The sequence below is a fragment of the Paraburkholderia sp. J10-1 genome, assembly GCF_905220165.1.
Lineage (GTDB): Bacteria > Pseudomonadota > Gammaproteobacteria > Burkholderiales > Burkholderiaceae > Paraburkholderia.
Window position 1 is genome coordinate 36,500 of record NZ_CAJMYW010000015.1, and the last position, 22,629, is coordinate 59,128.

General features: G+C 65.0%; 19 protein-coding genes. 14 read left to right on the forward strand and 5 right to left on the reverse strand.

Annotated elements, in window-relative coordinates; all coding sequences use genetic code 11:
• The first annotated feature begins 755 nt into the window (after positions 1 to 755).
• From U5A65_RS32205 to U5A65_RS32230, 6 genes are all read left to right on the forward strand, one after another.
• Complete coding sequence (locus tag U5A65_RS32205; RefSeq protein ID WP_321948887.1) at positions 756 to 1,751, forward strand: M23 family metallopeptidase; 996 nt, start codon at positions 756 to 758, stop codon at positions 1,749 to 1,751.
• Between the two features lie 168 nt (positions 1,752 to 1,919).
• Positions 1,920 to 3,329: an ethanolamine permease gene (gene eat, locus U5A65_RS32210; protein ID WP_321915050.1), complete on the forward strand. Its 1,410-nt coding sequence runs from the start codon at positions 1,920 to 1,922 to the stop codon at positions 3,327 to 3,329.
• A gap of 27 nt (positions 3,330 to 3,356) precedes the next feature.
• Positions 3,357 to 4,754, forward strand: a complete 1,398-nt coding sequence (locus tag U5A65_RS32215) for an ethanolamine ammonia-lyase subunit EutB (protein ID WP_321915049.1) — start codon at positions 3,357 to 3,359, stop codon at positions 4,752 to 4,754.
• Positions 4,751 to 5,554, forward strand: a complete 804-nt coding sequence (gene eutC / locus U5A65_RS32220; RefSeq protein ID WP_321948888.1) for an ethanolamine ammonia-lyase subunit EutC — start codon at positions 4,751 to 4,753, stop codon at positions 5,552 to 5,554. The genes U5A65_RS32215 and eutC overlap by 4 nt, the downstream gene beginning before the upstream one ends.
• 229 nt (positions 5,555 to 5,783) lie before the next feature.
• Complete coding sequence (locus tag U5A65_RS32225) at positions 5,784 to 6,815, forward strand: helix-turn-helix domain-containing protein (RefSeq protein WP_321938866.1); 1,032 nt, start codon at positions 5,784 to 5,786, stop codon at positions 6,813 to 6,815.
• A gap of 132 nt (positions 6,816 to 6,947) precedes the next feature.
• Entirely contained in the window at positions 6,948 to 7,733 is a 786-nt protein-coding gene (locus tag U5A65_RS32230; protein ID WP_321948889.1) for an alpha/beta fold hydrolase, read from the forward strand.
• A gap of 138 nt (positions 7,734 to 7,871) precedes the next feature.
• Here U5A65_RS32230 and U5A65_RS32235 read toward each other — a convergent pair whose 3' ends face one another.
• On the reverse strand, positions 7,872 to 8,408 hold the full coding sequence (locus tag U5A65_RS32235) for a GNAT family N-acetyltransferase (RefSeq protein ID WP_321948890.1): 537 nt from the start codon (positions 8,406 to 8,408) through the stop codon (positions 7,872 to 7,874).
• 16 nt (positions 8,409 to 8,424) lie between these two features.
• Entirely contained in the window at positions 8,425 to 8,997 is a 573-nt protein-coding gene (locus tag U5A65_RS32240) for an XRE family transcriptional regulator (protein ID WP_321915044.1), read from the reverse strand.
• A 253-nt stretch (positions 8,998 to 9,250) separates the two neighbouring features.
• Between U5A65_RS32240 and U5A65_RS32245 the strand changes: the two genes are divergently transcribed.
• From U5A65_RS32245 to U5A65_RS32255, 3 genes are read left to right on the forward strand one after another with little or no spacing between them, the layout of a single operon-like run.
• Positions 9,251 to 11,794, forward strand: a complete 2,544-nt coding sequence (locus U5A65_RS32245; protein WP_321948891.1) for an EAL domain-containing protein — start codon at positions 9,251 to 9,253, stop codon at positions 11,792 to 11,794.
• Positions 11,795 to 11,842: 48 nt separating this feature from the next.
• Entirely contained in the window at positions 11,843 to 12,151 is a 309-nt protein-coding gene (locus tag U5A65_RS32250; protein ID WP_321938874.1) for a hypothetical protein, read from the forward strand.
• Positions 12,152 to 12,166: 15 nt separating this feature from the next.
• On the forward strand, positions 12,167 to 13,828 hold the full coding sequence (locus U5A65_RS32255) for a methyl-accepting chemotaxis protein (protein ID WP_321948892.1): 1,662 nt from the start codon (positions 12,167 to 12,169) through the stop codon (positions 13,826 to 13,828).
• Positions 13,829 to 13,832: 4 nt separating this feature from the next.
• On the opposite strand, the gene U5A65_RS32260 is transcribed toward U5A65_RS32255, so the two are convergent.
• Entirely contained in the window at positions 13,833 to 14,576 is a 744-nt protein-coding gene (locus U5A65_RS32260; RefSeq protein WP_321915040.1) for a FadR/GntR family transcriptional regulator, read from the reverse strand.
• A gap of 396 nt (positions 14,577 to 14,972) precedes the next feature.
• Between U5A65_RS32260 and U5A65_RS32265 the strand changes: the two genes are divergently transcribed.
• The 4 genes from U5A65_RS32265 to U5A65_RS32280 are packed head-to-tail and all read left to right on the forward strand — an operon-like array spanning position 14,973 to position 19,668.
• Positions 14,973 to 16,100 carry a sugar ABC transporter substrate-binding protein gene (locus U5A65_RS32265; protein ID WP_321938877.1) on the forward strand — a complete coding sequence of 376 codons (1,128 nt, stop codon included), beginning with the start codon at positions 14,973 to 14,975 and terminating at the stop codon, positions 16,098 to 16,100.
• Positions 16,101 to 16,136: 36 nt separating this feature from the next.
• Complete coding sequence (locus U5A65_RS32270) at positions 16,137 to 17,708, forward strand: sugar ABC transporter ATP-binding protein (RefSeq protein ID WP_321948893.1); 1,572 nt, start codon at positions 16,137 to 16,139, stop codon at positions 17,706 to 17,708.
• Positions 17,705 to 18,685, forward strand: coding sequence for an ABC transporter permease (locus tag U5A65_RS32275; RefSeq protein ID WP_321938881.1), 981 nt, complete (start codon positions 17,705 to 17,707; stop codon positions 18,683 to 18,685). The genes U5A65_RS32270 and U5A65_RS32275 overlap by 4 nt, the downstream gene beginning before the upstream one ends.
• Entirely contained in the window at positions 18,682 to 19,668 is a 987-nt protein-coding gene (locus tag U5A65_RS32280; RefSeq protein ID WP_321938883.1) for an ABC transporter permease, read from the forward strand. The genes U5A65_RS32275 and U5A65_RS32280 overlap by 4 nt, the downstream gene beginning before the upstream one ends.
• Positions 19,669 to 19,707: 39 nt before the next feature.
• Here U5A65_RS32280 and U5A65_RS32285 read toward each other — a convergent pair whose 3' ends face one another.
• A complete protein-coding gene (locus tag U5A65_RS32285) occupies positions 19,708 to 20,511 on the reverse strand; it encodes an SDR family oxidoreductase (RefSeq protein WP_321915035.1) in 804 nt (267 codons plus the stop codon).
• A gap of 143 nt (positions 20,512 to 20,654) precedes the next feature.
• On the opposite strand from U5A65_RS32285, the gene U5A65_RS32290 reads away from it, so the two are divergent.
• Positions 20,655 to 21,608 carry a GlxA family transcriptional regulator gene (locus tag U5A65_RS32290; protein WP_321915034.1) on the forward strand — a complete coding sequence of 318 codons (954 nt, stop codon included), beginning with the start codon at positions 20,655 to 20,657 and terminating at the stop codon, positions 21,606 to 21,608.
• A 6-nt stretch (positions 21,609 to 21,614) separates the two neighbouring features.
• Here U5A65_RS32290 and U5A65_RS32295 read toward each other — a convergent pair whose 3' ends face one another.
• The gene (locus U5A65_RS32295; protein WP_321948894.1) at positions 21,615 to 22,610 is read right to left on the reverse strand and encodes a GlxA family transcriptional regulator; all 996 of its coding nucleotides are present in this window, start codon (positions 22,608 to 22,610) and stop codon (positions 21,615 to 21,617) included.
• Between the last annotated feature and the right edge of the window lie 19 nt (positions 22,611 to 22,629).

Consider the following 22,629-nt stretch of genomic DNA (forward strand, 5'->3'; position numbering starts at 1 on the left):
CGAAAGCCAGCCCGCCCGCGCACGATGGCTACGTGGCGGCAGTCGCGTGAACGCGCGATTCGCGTTCTTCTGGTTGTCATGTTCAGCTCAACGGCGTCGAGAAAATCGATGCGCGCTGAAGCAGGAAACCGCCTGATGGCGGCATGGATGCGAGGGCTTTAAGCCGCTACGCGAGGGCCGGAGGCCCGTTTGAATGGCGCTTGCGACACAGTGGTCCTTTAGCGTGGACCATGTGCCTCAATGCACACGAGAACGACTTCGTTGTGATCGAAACGAGATCAGTATAGAGCATTCGATTGGGTGCGTCTACCTTGGGGAGCGATCGCGATTGAACGGATAACAGGCTTGATTGCATTCGGCGTGTCATTTCGGGAAATTAATAAGGTATCCAGATAAACTGTTTTCGGTAGCATTTCCCGTTTTATAAAAGTGACAGAAAACTCGCGTACAGGTACGCATTTTCTGCGCCGTGGCATCTAGCAAGCGGCGTTCCCGGGAGCCATTGCTCAGCAAATCGGAAGAATGTTCTGCTCTTTGACCTGTCTTAAGTTTCGTTTAAGAAAGGGCATTTATTTTGAAGCGCTTCGCATCATCGATGCTCGCTAATCGAACGAAGCGGTCATCGATCTCACTTCCGATTTCACCTTGAGTAGCGCGGCGTTCGCTTGCGTTTCTCTGCTCTGCAATCCGTCATTCGATTCATGGCTTTTCGTGCAATAGCGGCCTCCCCGGGCTTCGCGGGGAAACTCATCGTTGTGTCCGCAATCGGTTTGACGAGCACCGCGTGGCTAGCACATAGACACGCGGACGTTGCGACCGACGATCCGCTATCCGGCGCGGCGACGGTGACGCCTGTCGCGCCGGCGCATGATGCGGCGTCCGCGAGCGAAAGCGCGCCGGCGTTTCGTGTGGAAACCGCCGTGGTCGAGCACAGCTTCTCGGAGGCGGCGCAGCGTCTCGGCCTGGACGCGGCGACGACGGCCCGGCTGGCGCGCGCATTTTCGGGCCGGCTCGATTTCCGGCGCGATCTGCAACGCGGCAGCGAAATCCGCTTCGTGTTTCGCAACGATGCGAACAGCACAAACGACGAAAACGGCGCAAAAGATTCAAGCGGCGTGAGCGCTTCGAATGCCGGCGCGACACAAGACGCACAGTCTTCCCCCGACACGCCGGTTGCGATCCGCATCTCGAACGGCAACGTTTCGCACGATCTTTTTCTCTATCGGAACCTCGCGGGCAAGGCGTTTTACTATTCCGCCGATGGCCACGCGGCCATGCCGTCGTTCTTGCGCTTCCCCGTGACGTTCACGCGCGTGTCTTCACATTTCTCGCTGCGACGGCTCGATCCGGTCACGCACCGCATCCAGCCGCACGAAGGCGTCGATCTCGCGGCGCCCGTGGGCACACCGGTTCACGCGACCGCGCGCGGCACCGTGATGTTCGCCGGCTGGCAAACGGGCTACGGCAAGGTCGTGAAGCTTGACAACTTCGGCCCTTACTCCACGACCTTCGCGCATCTCTCGCGCTTTGCGAAGCATTTGAAGGCCGGGCAGACGGTGACCAAGGGGCAGGTGATCGGCTATGTGGGCGCGACGGGCTGGGCGACCGGTCCGCATCTGCACTACGAGGTGCACGTGGATCAGGTCGCGCAGGATCCGCTCACCGTCGACCTGCCGCATCGTGACCCCTTGCAAGGCGAGGACAAGCAGCGCTTCGCGCAGCAGGTCGCGCTGATGGACCCGTTGCTGTAGGCGCAACGCGCGAAAGGTTGCCGCAAGGAAGCGCGCAGCCGCATGTGCTGCGCCGCAGCCACGATTTGCCGATTTTCGATAACACGTCGATTAATGACCCAATAGCATGGTTTCACGCATCCGTGGCGGCCAGGGCTGGCCGCCCGGGCCATCCACAGGGAGAGAACCATGCAACGCGAGTCGAACGCACGCCCCGCAGCGGGCGGCAAGGCCGGCGCGCCGGCACTGAATCAAACGCTCGGCACGTGGCAGTTGTGGGGCATCGCAGTCGGCCTCGTGATTTCGGGCGAGTACTTTGGCTGGAGCTACGGCTGGGCCAGCGCCGGCACGCTCGGCTTCGTCGTCACGGCACTGTTCGTCGCGGCGATGTACACCACGTTCATCTTCAGCTTCACTGAACTCACCACCTCCATTCCGCACGCGGGCGGGCCTTTCGCCTATGCCCGCCGCGCGTTCGGCCCGACCGGCGGGTACCTGGCAGGCGCGGCCACGCTCGTGGAGTTCGTGTTCGCGCCGCCCGCCATCGCGCTCGCGATCGGCGCCTACCTGCACGTGCAGTTCCCCGGGCTCGAACCCAAGCACGCGGCCATGGGCGCGTATCTCGTGTTCATGGCGCTCAATATCGTGGGCGTACAGATCGCCGCGACCTTCGAGCTGATCGTCACGCTGCTCGCCATTTTCGAGCTGCTCGTGTTCATGGGCGTGGTGTCGCCGGGTTTCGCGTGGAGCAACTTCATGAAGGGCGGCTGGTCCGGTAGCGACCACTTCTCGCTTGGGTCGTTCAACGGCATGTTCGCCGCGATTCCGTTCGCCATCTGGTTCTTCCTCGCGATCGAAGGCGTCGCCATGGCTGCGGAGGAAGCGAAGAACCCGCGCCGCTCGATTCCCATCGCCTACGTGGCCGGCATTCTCACGCTCGTCGCGCTGGCCGTGGGCGTGATGGTGTTCGCGGGCGGGGCGGGCGACTGGACCAAGCTCGCCAATATCAACGACCCGCTGCCGCAGGCCATGAAGTTCATCGTGGGCGAGCACAGCGGCTGGATGCACATGCTCGTCTGGCTCGGCCTCTTCGGTCTCGTGGCCTCGTTTCACGGCATCATCCTCGGCTATTCGCGGCAGATCTTCGCGCTCGCCCGCGAAGGCTATCTGCCCGCGTGGCTCGCGAAGATCCACCCGCGCTTCAAGACGCCTTATCGCGCGATTCTCGCGGGCGGCGTGGTGGGCATCGCCGCGATCTACAGCGACGAGCTGATCCAGTTCGGCGGCCAGACGCTCACGGCCAACATCGTCACGATGTCGGTATTCGGCGCGATCGTGATGTACATTGTCAGCATGGCGGCGCTCTTCAAGCTGCGCCGCATGCAGCCGGCCATGGACCGGCCGTTCCGCGCGCCGCTTTACCCGTACTTTCCGGCGTTTGCGCTCGTGGCCGCAGTCGTTTGCCTCGGCACGATGGTGTATTTCAATGCGCTGGTCGCGGGAGTGTTCGTGGTGTTTCTCGCGCTCGGCTATGGCTATTTCCTCGCCACGCGCAGCCAGCGCGACGCCATGCCGGGTGAAGCGCTGCTCGAGGAGTGAGCCGCGAGATTTGCAGGAGTCCATCACATGCAATATACGGAGACGATCGGCGCGCGCACCTACCGCTTCGCGGACCTCAAGACGCTGCTCGCGAAGGCTAGCCCGCTGCGCTCCGGCGACCAGCTGGCCGGCGTGGCGGCGGCGAGCGAAGAGGAGCGCGTGGCCGCGAAAATGGCGCTGGCCGCGGTGCCGCTGAAGGCGTTTCTTTCGGAGGCGCTGGTCCCCTACGAGAACGACGAGGTCACGCGCCTCATCGTCGACGATCACGACGCAGCGGCGTTCGCCGCTGTGTCGCACCTGAGTGTTGGCGACTTTCGTGACTGGCTGCTTTCCGGCGCAGCAAATACCGAAACGCTCGAGCGCCTGGCGCCGGGCCTCACGCCCGAGATGGTTGCCGCTGTGTCGAAACTCATGCGCAATCAGGACCTGATCGCGGTGGCCAAAAAACGCCCCGTGGTCACGCGCTTTCGCAACACGGTGGGATTGCCGGGCCGCATGTCGGTGCGCTTGCAGCCGAATCATCCCACCGACGACGTGAAGGGCATTGCCGCCTCGATGCTCGACGGCCTGATGTACGGCTGCGGCGACGCGATGATCGGCATCAATCCTGCAACGGACAGCCTCGCGGCCATCGTGAAGCTGCTCGCGATGATCGACGGTTTTCGCGAGCGTTACCGCGTGCCTACGCAGTCCTGCGTGCTCACGCACGTCACGAACACGATTGCGGCAATCGAAAAGGGCGCGCCGGTCGACCTCGTGTTTCAGTCGATAGCGGGTACTGAAAAAGCAAACGCGAGCTTCGGCATTTCGCTCGCGCTGCTGAAAGAGGCGCGCGAGGCTGCGCTGTCGCTCAAGCGCGGCACGGTCGGCAACAACCTCATGTACTTCGAGACGGGCCAGGGCAGCGCGCTTTCGGCGAATGCGCATTACGGCGTAGACCAGCAAACGTGCGAGGTGCGCGCCTATGCGGTTGCGCGCAAGTTCGAGCCGTTTCTGGTCAACACGGTGGTGGGCTTCATCGGCCCCGAGTATTTGTACGACGGAAAGCAGATCATTCGCGCGGGTCTGGAAGATCACTTCTGCGGCAAGCTGCTGGGCGTGCCAATGGGCTGCGACATCTGCTATACGAATCACGCCGAAGCCGATCAGGACGACATGGACGCGCTGCTCACGCTGCTGGGCGCGGCGGGCATCAACTTCATCATGGGCATTCCAGGCGCGGACGACGTGATGCTCAACTATCAGAGCACCTCGTTTCACGACGCGCTCTATGTGCGCGACCTGCTCGGCCTGCGCCGCGCACCGGAATTCGAGGAGTGGCTGGAGACGATGGAAATCGTCGACTCCAAAGGCGCGCTCCTGCCCGGCTCGGCGCGCGTGCCGTTGCTCGCGGGCGCGCATGAATGGATGGGGATCGACGCATGAGCGACGCCGTCGAAAAGAACCCCTGGGGCGGACTGAAGGCATTCACGAACGCGCGCATTGCGCTCGGGCGTGCTGGCAACGGCCTGCCCACTGCGCCGCTGCTCGCGTTCAATCTCTCGCACGCGCAGGCGCGCGACGCCGTGCATCAGCCGCTGGACGCCGAAGCCCTGCGGCGCACGCTCGAAGCCGAGGGATTCGCAACGCTCGGCGTGGAGAGCGCGGCGCCCGACCGGCAGCATTATTTGCGCAGGCCGGATCTGGGGCGGCGCTTGTCGGAGGCGAGCCGGGCCGAGTTGGCCGCGTTGGCAGGTTCCATCGCAGCCGCCTCGAACGGCGAACCGCCCGAAGTCATGTTCGTGATCGGCGACGGCCTTTCGGCGTTCGCTGCGGCGAAGCAGGCCGTTCCGTTGCTGCTCGCCGTGCGTGCGCGCCTTGCAGGCTGGCGCATCGGTCCCGTGGTCGTTGCGCGCCAGGCGCGCGTTGCGCTTGGCGACGAGATTGGCGAACTGCTGGGCGCGAAGCTCGTTGCAATGCTCATAGGCGAGCGGCCCGGACTCAGTTCGCCCGACAGCCTTGGCGTTTACCTCACCTATGCGCCGAAAGTGGGCTGCCACGACGCCCAGCGCAACTGCATTTCGAACGTGCGGCCCGAAGGCCTGCCCTACGAGGCCGCCGCTCACAAGCTGCATTACCTCCTCACGCACGCGCGGCGGCTCGGGCTGACCGGCGTCGGACTCAAGGACGATAGCGACGCGACGTTGCCGGGCAATGCGGGGGCAAGTCAGCTTGGTTCGGCGTGAGCCCGCGTGCGGCATGCCATATGGCCCGCCGCAGCCTTGCGCGACCCTTCACGCACCGCGGCGGTGCGCGTCGCCGCGTGTGCCGTGATTGAGCACTCCGGTAACAGGCCATTGCGCCGCCGTGGAGCAGCTTGCCGCGCGATTTGGCCTTTCGGCATATTGCCCGGGCTGGCGCGACTCTTGCATCATTCGACAATCGACAGATGCAAGTGCGAGCTGGGAGGCAACCATGAACGAATTGGCTGAGCGGACCGAAGCCACGGCCGAGGAAACGCGGCGCAACGCGCTGGGCGCGGAGGTGCCAGCAGGCCGTGCGGTGGTCAGCGTCGCGCACGACGCCGACGAGCAGGCGCGCAATCTCGTGGGGTGGCGTCAGACCTACGACCAGCTCGCCGCGGGCCGCTTCGTCGGCACCCTCACCGAGTTGCCGCTCGACACCATGAAGGTGTTTCGCGAGACCACGAGCCACACGCTGCGGCAGGCGTGCGAAGTGCGCGGCGATGCCTGGTGGTTCGGCATTCCGGTCGCGCGCGAAGGTCATGCGCGTATCGACGCGCAGCCTATCGGCGCGAACGCGTTTGCGCTGCGCCCTGGCAACGTCGAATTCGAACTGCTCACGCCGGCGCAATTTTCGATCTACGGCGTGGTCGTGCGCGGCGACGTGCTGCGCCACTATGCGGCTTCGGTCGAGCGCGCGTCGCTTGACGAGCGTCTGCCGGGCACGCCCATCGTGCACGCTGGCGCCGCACGTATCGAGCGCCTTTGCTCGCTGCTCGCAAGGCGTCTCGACGACGGTGGACACGCGCATGCCCACGCGCCAAACGGCCCGCTTTCGGAGTTCGAGCGCAATGAAGTCCAGGCCGAAGTGCTCGCCGCGCTGTTCGATGCCTGCGCGACTAGCGGCGAGGCGGTTGTCGAGCCCGCCTCGCGGCGCCGCTGGATCGTCGCGCAGGCACGTGACTATGTGCTCGCGCATCGCGCGCGGCCTGTTGGCGTGCCGGAGCTTTGCGAGCAGTTGCACGTGAGCCGTCGTACGCTCCAGTACTGTTTTCAGGACGTGCTCGGCATGGCGCCCGCCACTTATCTGCGTGCGCTGCGCCTGAACGGCGCCCGGCGCGATCTGTGCGGACGCGCGGCCGGCTCGGTGCAGGACGTTGCAGCGGCCTGGGGCTTCTGGCATCTGAGCCAGTTTGCCACCGACTACCGGCGCATGTTCGGCATGCGGCCATCGGAGGCGTTGCGCGCGGTGGAGCATGCGTGAGCGATGCGAGTCGCTTTGTGGTCTCGTCGCACTGTCCCAAAGCGTATTTCAGGTCATGAGAGGTGTAGTGAATTTCCATAGGTATTCCACGTTGGGGTATCGTGAGTTCGATATCGCTTCGTGGAGAGGTGTGTGAATACGTTCACCGTAGACGACGGAGGCAACATTCTTCGTTACATCGATATGCATTGCGGTACGAGCACATTCGATCCGCTCGTCTTTATTCACGGCTTGGGATGTGCTTCGAGTAGCGACTATCCGCCGGTCGTGACGTCCAGGTCTTATTCGAAATGCAGATCGATACTCGTCGATCTCATGGGCGCGGGGTTTAGCGACAAACCAGAGGACGGAACCTATACCTCCACGGCACAGGCAGCCGTTCTGGAAAAATTCGTTGCGGCCGAGCCGTTCACGCAGGTGAATCTCTTCGCTCACAGTGCCGGCGCGTTCATTGCCTTGAAACTGGCGAAATGCCTGCCAGGCAAGCTCAGAACGCTGATCTTGTGTGCGCCCGGTCTCACCGATTACGGTATTGCGAGGCTGTCGGAAATGGCATCGACGACCGAAGCGGAGTTCGTCAATGGCGGGTTTGCGCAGCTTCGGGCGCAATTGAGAGCCGAGGGCGGCAATGACGCCTGGCTGGGCCCGTTTGCCGTTGCGTCGCCTCATGCCCTATACCAATGGGCAAAGTCCGCATTGGAAGACAACTCGGGAAGCTGGCTCGAAGACCTCGCCAGGCTGAATACGAGAAAAGGGGTAATTCTTCCGGATACGGCAACGCGCGAGGATATTGCCCGATTCGAGCGAGCGGGCTGTAGCGTCGAACTCGTAGCCAACGCCGAGCATATGATGGCCTATGACAATCCCGATGGTTTGGCGTTGGCAATCGGCAATGTTCTAAAACCGGGCACGTATTGAGCCACGCCGGTACGTGGCCGATTACGGTAAATGAGTGCGTGCTGCCCGTGCCCGCGTTCGTACTGGTTTTATTCGTACCGTCGCCCCATGGTTGGGTGAACGCACGATGAACCGGCTTCGCGTTAGCAGCCTGCCACGTTAGCTGCTTGCCAGTTGCTTGTGGTAGAACGTCGTGCCGCAGAAGGTGCCGTCCGGCATCAGCGCGTAGTTCGGCACGGCGCCTACGCGCTGCCATCCTGCGCGCGCATAGAGCCGCTCGGCTACGCCACCTGTGACGGTGTCGAGCACCAGCACCGATTTGCCCGCTTCCCGCGCCGCCGCGTCGATCGCCTGCATGAGGCGCAGCCCTACGCCGTTCCCGCGCGCGGCGCGATGCACCAGCACCTTGGCGACATCGGCGCGATGCGGCTGGTTCGCGGGTTGTGCCGTCACGAGCTGGGCCGTGCCCACGATGCGCTGCTGCGCGTCTTCGGCCGCGAGCAGAATGCGTTCGCCGCGCGCCACGCCTTGTGCGACCTCGCGCCAGAACGCAAGCGCCGTATCGCGCGAAATGGGCCACATGAAGCTCACCGAGGCGCCACCCTCCACGCAGTCGATGAGCACATTCGCAAGCGCGGGTGAGGCGGCGTGCGCCTGTTCGGCGGTGAGGCGGCGTATCTCGATGGTTTCGCTCATGTGTATTCGAATCTGGTCAGTTAGTAATCCTGCATAGCGCGACGACGTAGCGCGCCGGTTCGCTCGTGGGATTGCGATAGACGATAGGGCAGTCGAGGCGCATGGCGAGGCAGTCGCCCGTTTCGAGCCGCCACAGGCGCTCGCCAACCGTCATCTCCATCGCGCCTTCCATGACCCAAACCTGCTGATAAATTTCCGCGTCGCGCAGGCTTGTGTCGTAGGCCACGCGCTGGCCTGGCGGAAAGTGCACTTCCACGAGCTGGATGGGCGACCACGCGGCCGGCGACAGATTGCGCCGAACGTAGCCCGATTCGGGATCGGTCCAAACCGCTTGATCGCGGGCCGCGGCATGCGGGGAGGGGACCTGTCGTGCTTCGTCGCCCGGCGCCTCGAAGAGCGACGCCAGCGAGACGCCAAGTGCCGTGGCGAGCTTGTCGAGCACGACGGCCGTGGGGCTGCTCTCGCCGCGTTCGATGAGCGAAATGTTCGAGCGGCTGACCGAACTGCGCTCGGCCAGCGCTTCGAGCGACCAGCCTTTGGCGTCGCGTAGTTCGCGCAGGCGGCGGGCGATGTTGGTGTGGATATCCATAGTGTCCAGTTTAATGGATTTAACTGTCCAGTAAACTAGATTATGTGGCTCCACATATAAAAGTTTATGCGCATCAAGTTTGTCGCAAGCGCGCGACACATGATGCCGCCCTGATATTCGTGCCACAGGATACGCAAACGTTTGCGTAGTCTCGGATGGTTAGAACCTTGATTTTCGTCAACTGAAACCCGCTTGCCCGCTGTTAGCTTCCCGCTATCTCACAAAGACATCGCAGTGCGGTTCGGGGCGCTACATGCAACACCACACGCTGGACCTGGAAATCGGGCAGCTTCTTTCAGGGCCGCCGCTTGCCTGCGGGCCCGACGTGCCGATTCGCGAAGCGGCGCGCATGATGAGCGAGCGGCGCTATAGCGCCATCGTGATTACCGAAATGGGGCGGCCTGTCGGCATCTGGACCGAGCACGACGCGCTCGCGCTGGGCGAAGACGCCGCCGCGCTGGCGCTGCCCATCCGTCACGCGATGAGCCATCCGGTGCGCGCGCTGCCTGCGAGCACGCGCCTGCGCGACGCCGCGCTGCGCTTCAAGCGCGAGGGCATCCGCCATTGTCTCGTCGTGGATCAGGCTGGCCGCTCGCTCGGCATCGTCACGCAAACCGACCTGGTCATGAATCAGGGGCTCGAATGCTTCCTGCGGCTGAAGACCGTCGGGTCGGTCAACGCCGCGATGCCGCTCGTGGTCGACGCGCGCATGGCCATGCACGAGGCCATGCAGCGCATGCGTGCGCGGCGCTTGAGCGCTCTGGTCGTGAGCTATCCCGAAGGCGACTACGGCATCGTGACCGAGCGCGACGTGGTGCGCTTCGCGGCCGCCGGCGCGCTCGACGGCACGGTCGGCGCGCGCGCGAGCCGGCCGCTGCGCTCGCTCGCGCATTCGCAAAGCCTCTATGCTGCGCGTCAGTATCTCGTCGAGCACCGCATGCGCCACGTGGGGGTGATCGGCGAAGACGGCAGTCTCGCTGGCCTGCTCGACCTCTCCCATATCCTGCACGATATCGAAGATGGTTTCGTGCGCGAACTGCAGATCGCGCTGCGCGAGCGCGACGACGCGCTGCTCGCTTCGCGCGCGAATCTGCGCCTCGCCGACCAGGTGGTGGAATCGACGCTCGACGGCGTGATGATCACCGACCTCGATGGCACCATAGAACGCGTGAATCCCGCTTTTACGCGCCTCACGGGCTATACGGAGCACGAAGCGCTGGGCCGCAACGCGAGCCTGCTCAACTCGGGGCGCCAGGGTTCGGCGTTCTACAGCGAACTGTGGCGCAGCCTTCAGCAAAACGGCCACTGGAAAGGCGAAATCTGGAACCGCCGCAAGGACGGCGCGCTTTACCTGGAATACCTGACGATTTCCAGCATCTGCGACCCCGGGGGCCGCTGCACGCATTACGCCGCGATCTTCGCGGACATCACGCAGCGCCGCGAGACCGAGGAGCGCCTGAGCTACCTCGCGACGCACGACGCCTTGACGGGCCTGCCCAATCGCACGCTGTTCACCGAGCGCCTTACGCTCTCGCTTGCGCGCGCACGCCGTTCGGGCAAGCGCGTCGCGGTGATGTTTCTCGACCTCGACCGCTTCAAGCTCATCAACGACACGATGGGCCACGGCGTGGGCGACGAGGCGCTCACGGTGATCGCCACGCGTCTGCGCGAAGCGGTGCGCGAGACCGACACGGTGGCGCGTCTTGGCGGCGATGAGTTCACGCTGCTGATCGAGGACATCGAGGACATTCGCCACGTCGGGCAGATCGCCCAGGGGCTGCTCGCGCGCGTGGGCGCCGCGATGCACATTGGCGAGCAACTGCTGTTCGTCACGCCGAGCATCGGCATCAGCATGTATCCGGACGACGCGCGCGATCCGCGGCAACTGCTCATGCAGGCCGACCGCGCGATGTACGAGGCCAAGGACGCGGGCAAGAACAACTTCCGCTTCTTCGCCGCGCCGATGACGTCTTCGGCCATGGAGCGCATCGTGCTCGAAAGCGAGCTTCACCATGCGCTGGAGGCCGGCGAACTCGTGCTCCACTATCAGCCCGAATTCGATGTGGCGAGCGGGGCACTCGTCAATATCGAGGCGCTCGTGCGCTGGCAGCATCCGCGCCGCGGCCTCGTGCCGCCCGATCAGTTCATTCCGATTGCCGAGGAATCCTCATTGATTGTGCCACTCGGCGCGTGGGTGTTGCGCGAAGCCTGCCGCCAGGCGCGCGAGTGGCTGGACGAAGGCTTCGACTTCGGCCGCATCAGCGTGAATCTCTCCGCGCGGCAATGCCTGCACGACGGTTTCCTGCATCAGCTGACGACCATACTCAGCGAAACGGGCTTGCCGCCCACGCGCCTACAGCTCGAACTCGTGGAGAGCATGGCGATGACGTCGGGCCGGGGCGGTATCGAAGCGTTGCTGCAGGAACTCGCCGCCCGCGGCATCAGCCTCGCGATCGACGACTTCGGCACGGGGTATTCGTCTTTCAAGTATCTGCAGTCCTTACCGGTCGACACGCTCAAGGTGGACCGTTCGTTCCTCGCGGATATGGCCGAGCCGGAGCCGGACATGTCGCCGCGGGTGAAGAAAAGCGCCGCGCGCGACCGCTCGATCGTGCGCGCGATTGTCGCGATGGCGCGCTCGCTCGGCGTCACGGTGGTGGCCGAGGGCGTCGAGACGCCGCGGCAACTCGAGTTCCTGCGCGAGATCGGCTGTGACCGCGCGCAAGGTTATCTGCTTGCACGTCCCGCGCCCGCCGAATTGATGCCGCGCGTGCTGGAAGTGTGCGTGGCCGGTTGAAGGCTGCCGTTTCCAATTCCCCTTTGGCCGTTGTATCTGGAGAATTCCGTGAGCACCAGTGACGAGATGCTGTTGAAATCGATGACCGCGCTAGTGAGCGCGCATGGCAAAGCCATCTCACGCTTCGGCGCGAGCGTGGTGGTGATGACGAAGTTCGTGGAGGCGGTGTTGCCGCAATTGTCGACTGCGCAGATCGAGCGCACGATCCTCGCGTTTCGCGCGCAACTCGGCGAAGCGATGGCCGTGGCCGACGACGTGCTGCTGCCCGGTGAATACCGCGCCACGCTGATCGAGCAGGCGAACATGCTGCTGGCCCGCATGGGCAGCGACGCTGTCCCAACCACGTCGAAGCCCTGAACCGGGAAGAGAGCCATGCGTAATCTGACGATTCGAACCGGGCTGCTGGTCGTGCTCTGCACGTTCGCGGCGATGCTGGTGGTGGGCGCTGCGGTAGGTGTCCTGATGATCGGCCGCGCCGACAACTCGGCGCGTTTCATTCACGAAGTCGCGCGCCAGGACGCACTCGCGCTCGCCTTGCGCGAGGACGCGGCGCTTGCGCAAACGGCACTCGCGCGCGCGTACCAGGCGGCGAAGGAAACGAGCGACGCAGCAGCGCGGGAGCAAGCGCAAAAGCGGGCGCAGCAGGACGCAAGCGATCTCTTCGATCAGGCCGCAAAGCATAGCGCCGCACTGCGCACGAGCACACCGTTCAATGCCGCGGCGGCCCAGCAGCGCGACACCTTGCTCTCTACGTGGAGCGCGCTCGCGGATACGCTGCGGCGCGCGGCCACGGCGCTCGATGCTGGCGACACGGCCACATATGCCACGCTCGCCGCCGGAGACGTCGCCAACGCGAATACACAGTTTTCGGCGAGCGTGGGTGCGTTGCGCGCGAATGCGGACGCCGCCACGCGCGCGACGCTCGACCAGGGCGAGCGCGAGCACGACTGGGTGATGGCGATGGTGGCGGTGGGCTTGACAGGCGCGCTGGCGCTCGTCGTCGCAACCCATATGGCGCTGCGCCGCCTCGTGACGGCGCCGCTCAAAGGGGCGGTGGAAGTGCTGAACCAGATCGCCGCGAACGATCTCTCGGTCCACATAGAAAGTGGCGGGCGCAACGAAATCGGCCAGTTGCTTGGCGCCATGCGGCGCATGCAAGGCGGCCTGAGCCACACGGTGCACAGCGTGCGCTCGAGTTGCGACGCCATCAATACGGGCGCGCGCGAAATCGCGGCGGGCAACCTCGATCTGTCGAGCCGCACGGAGCAGCAGTCGGCGTCGCTGGAGCAGACGGCATCGAGCATGGAGCAGCTCACGTCGAGCGTGCGTCAGAATGCGCAGCACGCGAACGCGGCGAGCGCGCTCGCCACAGGCGCGGCGGATGTCGCACAGCGCGGCGGACGCGTGGTCGAACAGGTGATCGAAACGATGGAGGAGATCAGCCGCAGCTCGGGCAAGATTGCGGACATCACGGGCATCATCGACGGCATTGCGTTTCAGACCAATATTCTCGCGCTCAACGCTTCGGTCGAGGCCGCGCGCGCGGGCGAGCAGGGGCGCGGCTTTGCGGTGGTCGCGGGCGAAGTGCGCATGCTCGCGCAGCGCAGCGCCGCTGCGGCGCGCGAGATCAAGTCGCTGATCGACGCCTCGGTGCATGACGTGCGCAATGGCCGCTCGCTCGTGGGCGAAGCAGGCGCGACGATGGCCGAGATCGTCGCGTCGGTGGACAAGGTGTCGGGCCTCATGAAGGAGATCGCCTCGGCCACCGTGGAGCAGAGCGCCGGCATCGAGCAGGTCGAGACGGCGGTCAGCCAGATGGATCAGGTCACGCAGCAGAACGCGGCGCTCGTGGAAGAGGCAGCGGCTGCCGCCGAATCGCTCGAGCAGCAGGCGAGCCAGATGGCCGAGGCCGTGGCGACCTTCCGTGTGAGCGAGACGGTGGACATGCCGCAAGAGGCGCCGTTCAACGCACCGTTGGCTGTTGCGCACGAGGAAAGCGCGCTGCTCGCGCACGCGCTGCCTGCGGCCGCATAAGGCGCTAACGCCACGCCTGGGTGAATTCGCCGATCACGCGTGCGAGATGCGCCTGCATCGCCGCACGCGCGGCATCGGCATCGCGCGCCATGATGGCCGAGAAGATGCGCTGGTGGTCTTTCTGTGACGCGGCGCGCAACGCGGGCGTATGGAAGTGCTCCTCGATCTTCTGCCACAGCGGGTCGGCGCGTGAGTTGTCCCACATCGCGCTCACCACCTGGCGCAGCATGTCGTTCCCCGTTGCGCCCGCAATCGCCAGATGGAACTCGCGGTCGGCGGCCTCGTTCGCGGCCTTGTCGTCCATGTTTTCGCGCATCGCGCGCAACGCGGCGAAGAGGCGGTCGAGGTCCGAGTCCTTGCGTTCGGTTGCGGCGAGCGCCGCGATGCCGCTTTCGATCACTTCGCGCGCGCGCAGCGTCTCGATCGGGCCCGGCCCGCGCGGCAGGTCGAACGCGATGGAGCGCGCCTCCGGCGCTTCGGCCACATAGATGCCCGAGCCCACGCGCACCTCGACCACGCCTTGCACTTCCAGCGCGATGATCGCCTCTCTCACCTGCGTACGGCTCACGCCAAAGCGCTCCGCGAGCGTGCGCTCGGAAGGCAGGCGCTCGCGCGGGCCTACCGGCGCGCGCCCGTGTTCGCCCGCCGCGATCAGCTCGTAGATCTGTTTCGCGAGGCCGACGTAGGAGCGGTCGGCCGCGTCCGCATCGGCGGCGCGACCGGTTGGCGTATGCGAAAGATCGGCCATCCAGATTCTCGAAAGCGTCGAAGCCGCCGGGCGGCGGCTGAAGTTCGGCAAAATGGTACACCAGTTGGCGCACCGCCACGCATAGGCGTGGTGCGGGTTTTCGCCCGATTCCCGCCAGTTGGCCCGCGCGCCGCATCCAGTGGTAAACCACTATCGCGCGCAGATTGGTATGCCAGTACTGTCAGACGGGGTGGCGTTCACGCATGCCCGTCGTTTTGCTTCGAGGGGACGCCTTTGAAGATGTCATTCCGCTGGTTCGGCGTGTCCGGTCCAGTCCCGCTGCAGCACATCCAGAAAGATTCCCCGCGTTACGCACACGGTGTCGGCCATTTTCGGCAAGCCAGGTGCGCCGGTTATCCATAAGCAGTCAGTTCTATCCGACAAAAAGGAGACAACATGCTTTCAGGAATCCACGTGCTTCGAGCGGCGGCGACCGCGGCAATGGCGCTGTGCGCAAGCGCGGCATTCGCGCAGGCATCGATCGTTTCCGGCCCGTCCAGCGACCCCACATGCATGGTCCCCTGGAAGACCGACACGAAGTTCATCAAGTATCCGAAGAAGAGCGGCCCGTACCGTGTCGCGCTCGTGAACGGCTATATCGCGAACACCTGGCGTATCCAGATGATCAAGACGGCCAAGGCCTATACGGCGCAACCGGACGTCGCCGCCAAGCTCAAGGAGTTCAAGGTCGTCTCGACCGGCGAGGACGTTCCGGCGCAGATCTCGGCTGTCAACAACTTCATCGACGCCGGCTACGACGCGATCATCGTCGACGCGCAGAATCCCGCTTCGTTCGGACCCGCGATCCGCCGCGCGAAGAAAGCCGGCGTCGTGCTGGTCGCGTTCGACAATACGCTCGACAGCGAAGACGCGATCAACGTGGACGTCGACCAGTACGGGCTGGGCGTGTTGTGGGCCAAGTGGCTCGCGGGCCATCTGCCGAGCGGCGGCAAGGTGCTCGAAGTGCGCGGCGTGGCGGGCACGTCGGTCGACACCGACCGCCACAATGGCTTCACGAAGACACTGGACGAGAGCGGCAAGAAGTGGAACGTCGTGCAGGTCTACGGCAAGTGGGACGACGCCGTCGCGCAGAAGGCCACCGCCGACGCGATTGCCGTGCAAGGCCATTTCGACGGCATCTCGGCGCAAGGCGGCGACACCGGTGTCGTGCGCGCGATGATCGATGCGAAACATCCGTTCGTGCCGTTCGGCGGCGAGACGGAAAACGGCTTTCGCAAGTTCTGCGCGCAGTACGGCGCCCAGGGGCTGAAGTGCACGTCGGCGGGCAGCGGTCCCGCGCAGGTGGCCGTGGCGATCAAGACGGCGCTCGCGGCGCTCGATGGCCAGACGATTCCTGTGGCGATCAAGCTGCCGCTCGACGTGACCGACGACTCGAAGCTGAAGGCGGGCGCCAACTATTTCCCGAACGAGTCGGACAACTTCTTCGTCGGCAATTCGTTTCCCACTTGCGGCATCAACTTCTCCGCGCAGGAGATCATGAAGCAGAGCCAGGGCAACCAGTGAACGCGTGAAGGCTGGCGACGTGACGGGAGACGAAGCATGCAGCAGGATGCAGGGCAGCCGTTCTTTCAGATGTCCGGCGTGTCGAAAAGCTATGGCGGCGCCGTGGCGCTCGATCACGCAGACCTCGCGGTGCGAAAGGGCCGCATTCACGCAATCCTCGGCGAAAACGGCGCGGGCAAGTCCACGCTGCTGAAGGTGATGTCCGGCGTCGTGCAGCCGGACGAAGGCGTGATGCACCTCGACGGCCGCGAGGTCTCGTTCGCGTCGCCCGCCGAGGCGAACGCGGCCGGCATTGTCTGTGTGTATCAGGAGCTGTCGCTGATTCCCGACCTGAGCGTGGCCGACAACATCTTCGCTTCGAACCCGCCACGCCGCTTTGGCATGATCGACCGCCGGGCCCAGCGCCGCCAGGCCGAGGAAGCGCTCGCACGAGCGGGCGCGGCCGACATCAATCCGCTCGCGAAAGTCCGCGACCTGCCGCTGTCGCGCCAGCAGATGGTCGAGCTGGCCAAGGGGCTGGCTCACGCGCCGCGCATTCTGATCCTCGACGAGGCCACGTCCGCGCTCACCGCGGCCGACGTCGCGCGCGTGATCGAGGTGCTCAAGCGCCTGCGGCAAGAGGGGCTCGCGCTTCTCTTCATTTCGCACCGCATGCACGAAGTGAAGGCGCTCGCGGACGAATGCACGGTCTACCGCAATGGCCGTCATGTGATGAGCTTCGAGGCGGGCACGCGTTCGGATAATGAGGTCGTCGAAATGATGATCGGCCGGACGTACCAGCATGCTTTTCCGGACAAGCCTGCCGAAAAGCCTGAGCCGTCGAGCGCCGCCGCCCCGGTTCTGGCCTGTCACGATCTTGCATGGAGCGACACGCTGCGAGGCATCAGCTTTTCGCTGCAGCGCGGCGAAATTCTCGGGCTGGGCGGCCTCGACGGCCAGGGGCAGCGCGAACTGCTGCTCGCGCTGTTCGGCGTGCTGCGCGGTTGCGCGGGCAAGATCGAGATCGACGGCAAGGCCGTGTCGATCGGCAGCCCGGTTGCCGCGCGCGCCAAGGGAATCGGCATGGCGCTGATCCCGGAGGACCGCAAGACAGAAGGCCTGATGCTGCCGATGTCGGTGCGCGAAAATCTCTCGTTTGCGGCACTCGATCGCATGTCCACCGCGGGTGTCATCGATCGCGAGCGCCAGCAGTCGTTCGTAGACCGAATGATGGAACTCCTCGCGATCAAGTCGCATGGCGTCGACGCGCCGGTGGGGGCGCTCTCGGGCGGCAACCAGCAGAAGGTGGTCATCGCGAAGTGGCTGATCCGCAAGCCCAGAATCCTGCTCCTCAGCGACCCGACGCGCGGCATCGACGTGGGCACCAAGCAGGAGCTTTATCAGTTGCTCAGGCGGCTTGCCGACGAAGGCGCCGCGATTCTCTTTTACTCGACCGACTATGACGAACTGATCGGCTGCTGCGACCGCGTGCTCGTGCTGTACGAAGGCCGGATCAAGCAGGAACTGGTCGGGGCGGCGATCACCGAGCAGAACCTGATCGCCAGCGCGCTGGACCTGCCGGTTGGACAAATCGCGCAAGCAACGCCCTCCACAGGAGTCGCGCCATGAGCGGGCTGCGTTACTGGTATGCGGAAAATCGCGGGACGGCGTTCGCGTTCGGCCTGTTCGTGCTGATGTTCGCGATTTATCTGTTCAACTATCCGTCGAGTTTGTCGGCGAACGTGTTTCAGACCGCTGCGAACAAGGCGGTGCTGCTCGCACTGGTGTCGATGGGCCAGGCGCTCGTCGTGCTCACGGCCGGCATCGATCTCTCTATCGGCATGATGCTCGTGCTGACGAATTGCATTGGCTCGTGGATCGTCACGGGCGACGCGCTGCACAGCGCGCTCGGCATTGTGGGCGTGCTCGCGGCAGGCGCGCTGTGCGGCGCGCTCAATGGCGTGATCATCATTTTCGGGCGCTTGCAGCCGATCGTGACGACGATCGCGACGGGCGCCGTCTACTACGGCATCGCGCTGCTGCTGCGCCCCGTGCCGGGCGGCACGATCAACGAGGACCTCGCCGACGTTCTGACCGGCAAGGTTGCAGGCGTTGTGCCGACGAGCCTGCTGATTCTTATTGCGGCGGTGGCAATCGTCTGGATTCCTTTCAAACGCTCGGCAGTGGGGCGGGCGGCCTATGCGACCGGTTCGTCCGAACCCGCGGCCTTCCTCTCCGGCATGCCGATCCGCCGCGCGAAGTTCGCAAGCTACACGCTGGCCGGCCTGCTCGCCGCGATAGGCGGCCTTTTTCTGACCTTCTTCACCGACACCGGCGAAGCGAGCCTCGGCAGCGCCAACTCATACACGCTCTTTTCGATTGCCGCCGTGGTGATCGGCGGCGTGTCGCTGCTCGGCGGCAAGGGCAGTGCGATTGGCGCGATCTTCGGTGCGTTCGCGTTTCGCTCGATCGGCGACCTGCTGTTCGTGTTCAACGTCGACGCGCTGTGGCAGCCGCTATTCCAGGGCGTGATTCTTCTGCTGGCTGTCGCGATTGGCGCGTGTGGGCTGTTCAGCGTGCGCAACCGTCTGGAGTGGTTCCAATGAGCGGCGTTTCGGCAAGCACTCGGACCACGTTCGTGTCGAGGCTCACGAGCAAGATCGACAAGCCGATCGTGATTGCGTTCGGCTGCATCATTGCGCTGCTGCTCGTGGGCGGGATGTTTTCGCGCAACTTCACGTCGCCGGAATACATCCTGTTGCAACTGAAGGTCGGCGCGTTTCTCGGCATTATTGCGACCGGGCTGATGATGGTGATTCTGCTTGGCCACATCGACCTGTCCCTGCCGTGGACGATCACGGTCGGTGCCATGATGGCGTGCGCGGTGTCAGGGCACGGCGAACTCGGGCAAATTCTCGCGATTCCCGTTGGCATTGGTTGTGGCGTGCTGATCGGCATCGTCAACGGCATTCTCGTCGCACTCCTGCGCATTCCATCGATGATCGCGACACTCGCGACCAATGCGGTTGCGCAGGGCATCATGATCGTCTACACGGGGGGATCGTCGCCGCAGGATTCCGCGCCGCAAGTCATGCGATGGCTCGCGGCGGGCTGGCTCGTGCCCGGCGTGCCGAATGCCGTCGCGCTGTGGGTGGTGATTGGGGCCGCGACGATGTTCCTGCTCTCGCGCACGACCTTCGGCCGCACGCTCTACGCGATCGGCAACACCGAGCGCGCCGCCTACCTCTCCGGCATCGATACGCGGCTCGTGACCGTGGCTGCGTTCGCCGTGTGCAGTGCGTTCGCGGCGTTCGGCGGCGTGCTGCTCGCGGGTTATGCGTCGAAGGCGGCGCAGTCGATGGGCGACGCTTACCTGCTGCCCGCAATCGCGGCGGTGGTGCTGGGCGGCACGTCCATCCTGGGTGGCCGGGGCTCGTACCTCGGCACCGTGGCCGGTGCGATCCTCATCACGCTGCTGCAATCGATCCTCTCGGTCGCGCAGATGCCGGAGGCCGGACGCCAGATCATCTACGGCGTGGTGATTGCGGCGATGCTGCTGCTATACGGGCGGACCAAGCGGGAAGCGTGATTTGCGGGGGCAAGCCCCCGCCTGACTCGAACGCGAACGTCACTGCGCAACGCGATAGCGTGCCGCGGGCGTGTTGCTCGACAGATGCGCGGACATCGCGCGGCGAGCCGTCTCGAACGTGTTCCATTGCTCCACGTCGTGCAACGCAGGAATCGTCACGGTTTCGCCGCGCTCGAAGCCGATGAGCGCGGCGCTCACCATGTCTTGCGCCGACATCACGATCGCACTGTCGAGATGTTCGAGCGGCAGTCCACCCGTCTCCCAGAACTCCGTAGCCGTGGCGCCGGGCAGCACCGCCTGCACGCGAACGCCCTTGGCCGCCAGTTCGTGATGCAGCGACTGGCTGAACGCGAGCACGAACGCCTTGGTGCCGCCATACACGCCGTTGAGGATCTCGGGCGCGATGCCGACGATGGAGGCGATATTGATGATCGCGCCATTGCCGCGCGCGACGAATCCCGGCACGGCCGCATACGTGAGCCGCGTGAGCGCGGTGACGTTCAACTCGATCATGCGCGTCATGTGATCGACATCGCTCTCCACGAGCGGCGTGTGCGTGCCGATGCCCGCGTTGTTCACGAGCAGCGTGAGGCTCGCGTCGTCGCGCAGGCGCGCTTCCACGGCGGCGAGGTCGTTGCGGTCGTTGAGATCGGCGGCGAGCACTTCCACGTCGCGCTGGGTTTCGCTCGTGATGCGCTCGGCGAGCGCGGCGAGCCGGTCGCGATTGCGCGCGACGAGCACGAGGTCGTAGCCCTGGCGGGCGAGTTCTGCGGCGTACACGGCGCCAATACCGGAAGACGCGCCGGTGACGAGCGCGGTGCCGCGATGAGATGGCTGGGTCATGATTGCACTCCTTTGTGTAGCGGCGCGAGTGGTTAGGTAACGTACGAGTTGGCGCTGCTGTGAATGCATTCTGGCCGTGATTGACCGTGGCGCAAATGACGTATATGGTCGTGTTTTAGGACATGCAACGACGGGAGTAGGACATGCACCGCATCGGCTACCTGCTGAGCGACGGGTTCCAGGTGATGGCGCTCGCGACCCAAAGCGTTTTCGAATACGCGAACGTGGTGGCGGGCTCGCCGTTCTACGCGATGGAGAACTATTCGATGGAGGGCGGGGCGGTTCGCTCGTCGCTCGGCATGAGCGTGGACACGCAGCGTACGCCCGCGCCCGCGCGCAGCCGCGTGGACACCTGGATCGTGGCGGGCGTGAACGATCCGGTTGCCGTGGCTGCAGAGCCCGCGGTGCTGGCGTTCCTGCGCCGCGCGAGCGGCCGCGCACGCCGGGTGGCGGGCATTTGCACGGGCGGGTTCGTGCTGGCCGAGGCGGGCCTGCTCGACGGCCGCCGCGCCACCACACACTGGATCTACGCGCGCGATTTGCGGCAGCGCTTTCCGGACGTGCGCGTGGAAGACGACCGCATCTATATCGTCGACGGGCCGGTCTGGACCTCGGCGGGCATGACGGCGGGGCTCGATCTCGCGCTCGCCATGGTCGAGCGCGACCTTGGCGCGGAAGTGGCGCGCTCGGTCGCGCACAAGCTCGTCATGTATCAGCGTCGCTCGGGCGGCCAGTCGCAGCATTCGGAAATGCTCGCGCTCGCGCCCAAATCCGACCGCATCCAGAACGCGCTCGACTACGCGCGCCGCAACCTCAGCAGCGCGCTCACGGTGGAGCAACTCGCCGAAGCCGTGCATCTGAGTCCGCGCCAGTTTAGCCGCGTATTCACGGCAGAAACGGGGCAGTCGCCCGCGCGGGCCGTGGAGGGGCTGCGCCTCGAGGCGGCGCGGCTCATGATCGAGCAGAGCACGCATCCGCTCGACGTCATCGCGCGCGAGACCGGTTTTCGCGACCGCCGGCACATGCGCGAGGCGTTCGTGCGTGGCTTTGGCGTGCCGCCACAGGCGGTGCGGCGCGAGATGCGCGCGGGGGCGTAGGTTCTTCTACGAATCCGCTTTGCTCGCGCGTTTGCCCTTCCCCGTAACCGCGCCGAAGTGCGCGCGATATTGCTGCGGCGTGGTGCCCAGCTTGCGCTTGAATGCCAGGCGCAAATGATCGGCGTCGCGCATGCCGCAGCGGAAGGCCACGGTTTTTAACGGCGCGGTGCTGTTTTCCAGCATGACGCGCGCCGCGTCGACGCGTGCGCTCTCGACGAATTCGGCGGGCGTCACGTGGGTGTCGCGCACGAAGATTCTCGCGAAGTTTCGCTTGCTCATCTTCGCTATGGCGGCGAGCACTTCCACGCCCAGATCCTCGTTCAAATGCCCGAGCACATACTGCTGCACCTGGGCAATCGGCGACGACGCCTCCGCATAAGGCGTGAGATACGGGCTGAACTGCGACTGGCCGCCCGCGCGCTGCACAAACACCACCAGCCGGCGCGCCACCTGCAACGCGACTTCCGGACCGTGGTCCTGCGCGAGCAGATACAGCGAAAGATCGATGCCCGCCGTCACGCCCGCCGAGGTATAGAGATTGCCGTCCTGAATGAAGATGCGGTCGAATTCGACGTTCGCGGTGGGGCACATCGCGGCGAGGGCGGCGGCGTCGTTCCAGTGCGTGGTGACGGTGCGCGCGTCGAGCAAGCCTGCGCGCCCGAGCGTGAGCGCGCCGTTGCAGATCGATCCGAAGCGGCGGGCGCGCGCGCTGGCTTCACGCAGCCATACATGCGCCGCATCGGGAAGCGGTTGCTCCACTAGCGAGGGCCCGCCTGCGACGAGCAGCAGATCGTAGTGGCCGCGTGCCTCGTCGAAGTGGTGGTCCGCGCCGATGCGCACACCGCTCGAGCAGCGCACGGTGTCGCGTTCCGTTGCGATCAGCTCGAGCCGGTATTGCTCCTCGGGAGCGAGCAGCCGATTGGCCTCCGAGAAAACGTCGGTGGGCCCGAATACGTCGAGGGCCTGGACGCCTGGGAACACGAGAAGCGCAACAGTAAGCATCGGTGTGGACGAAGATGGG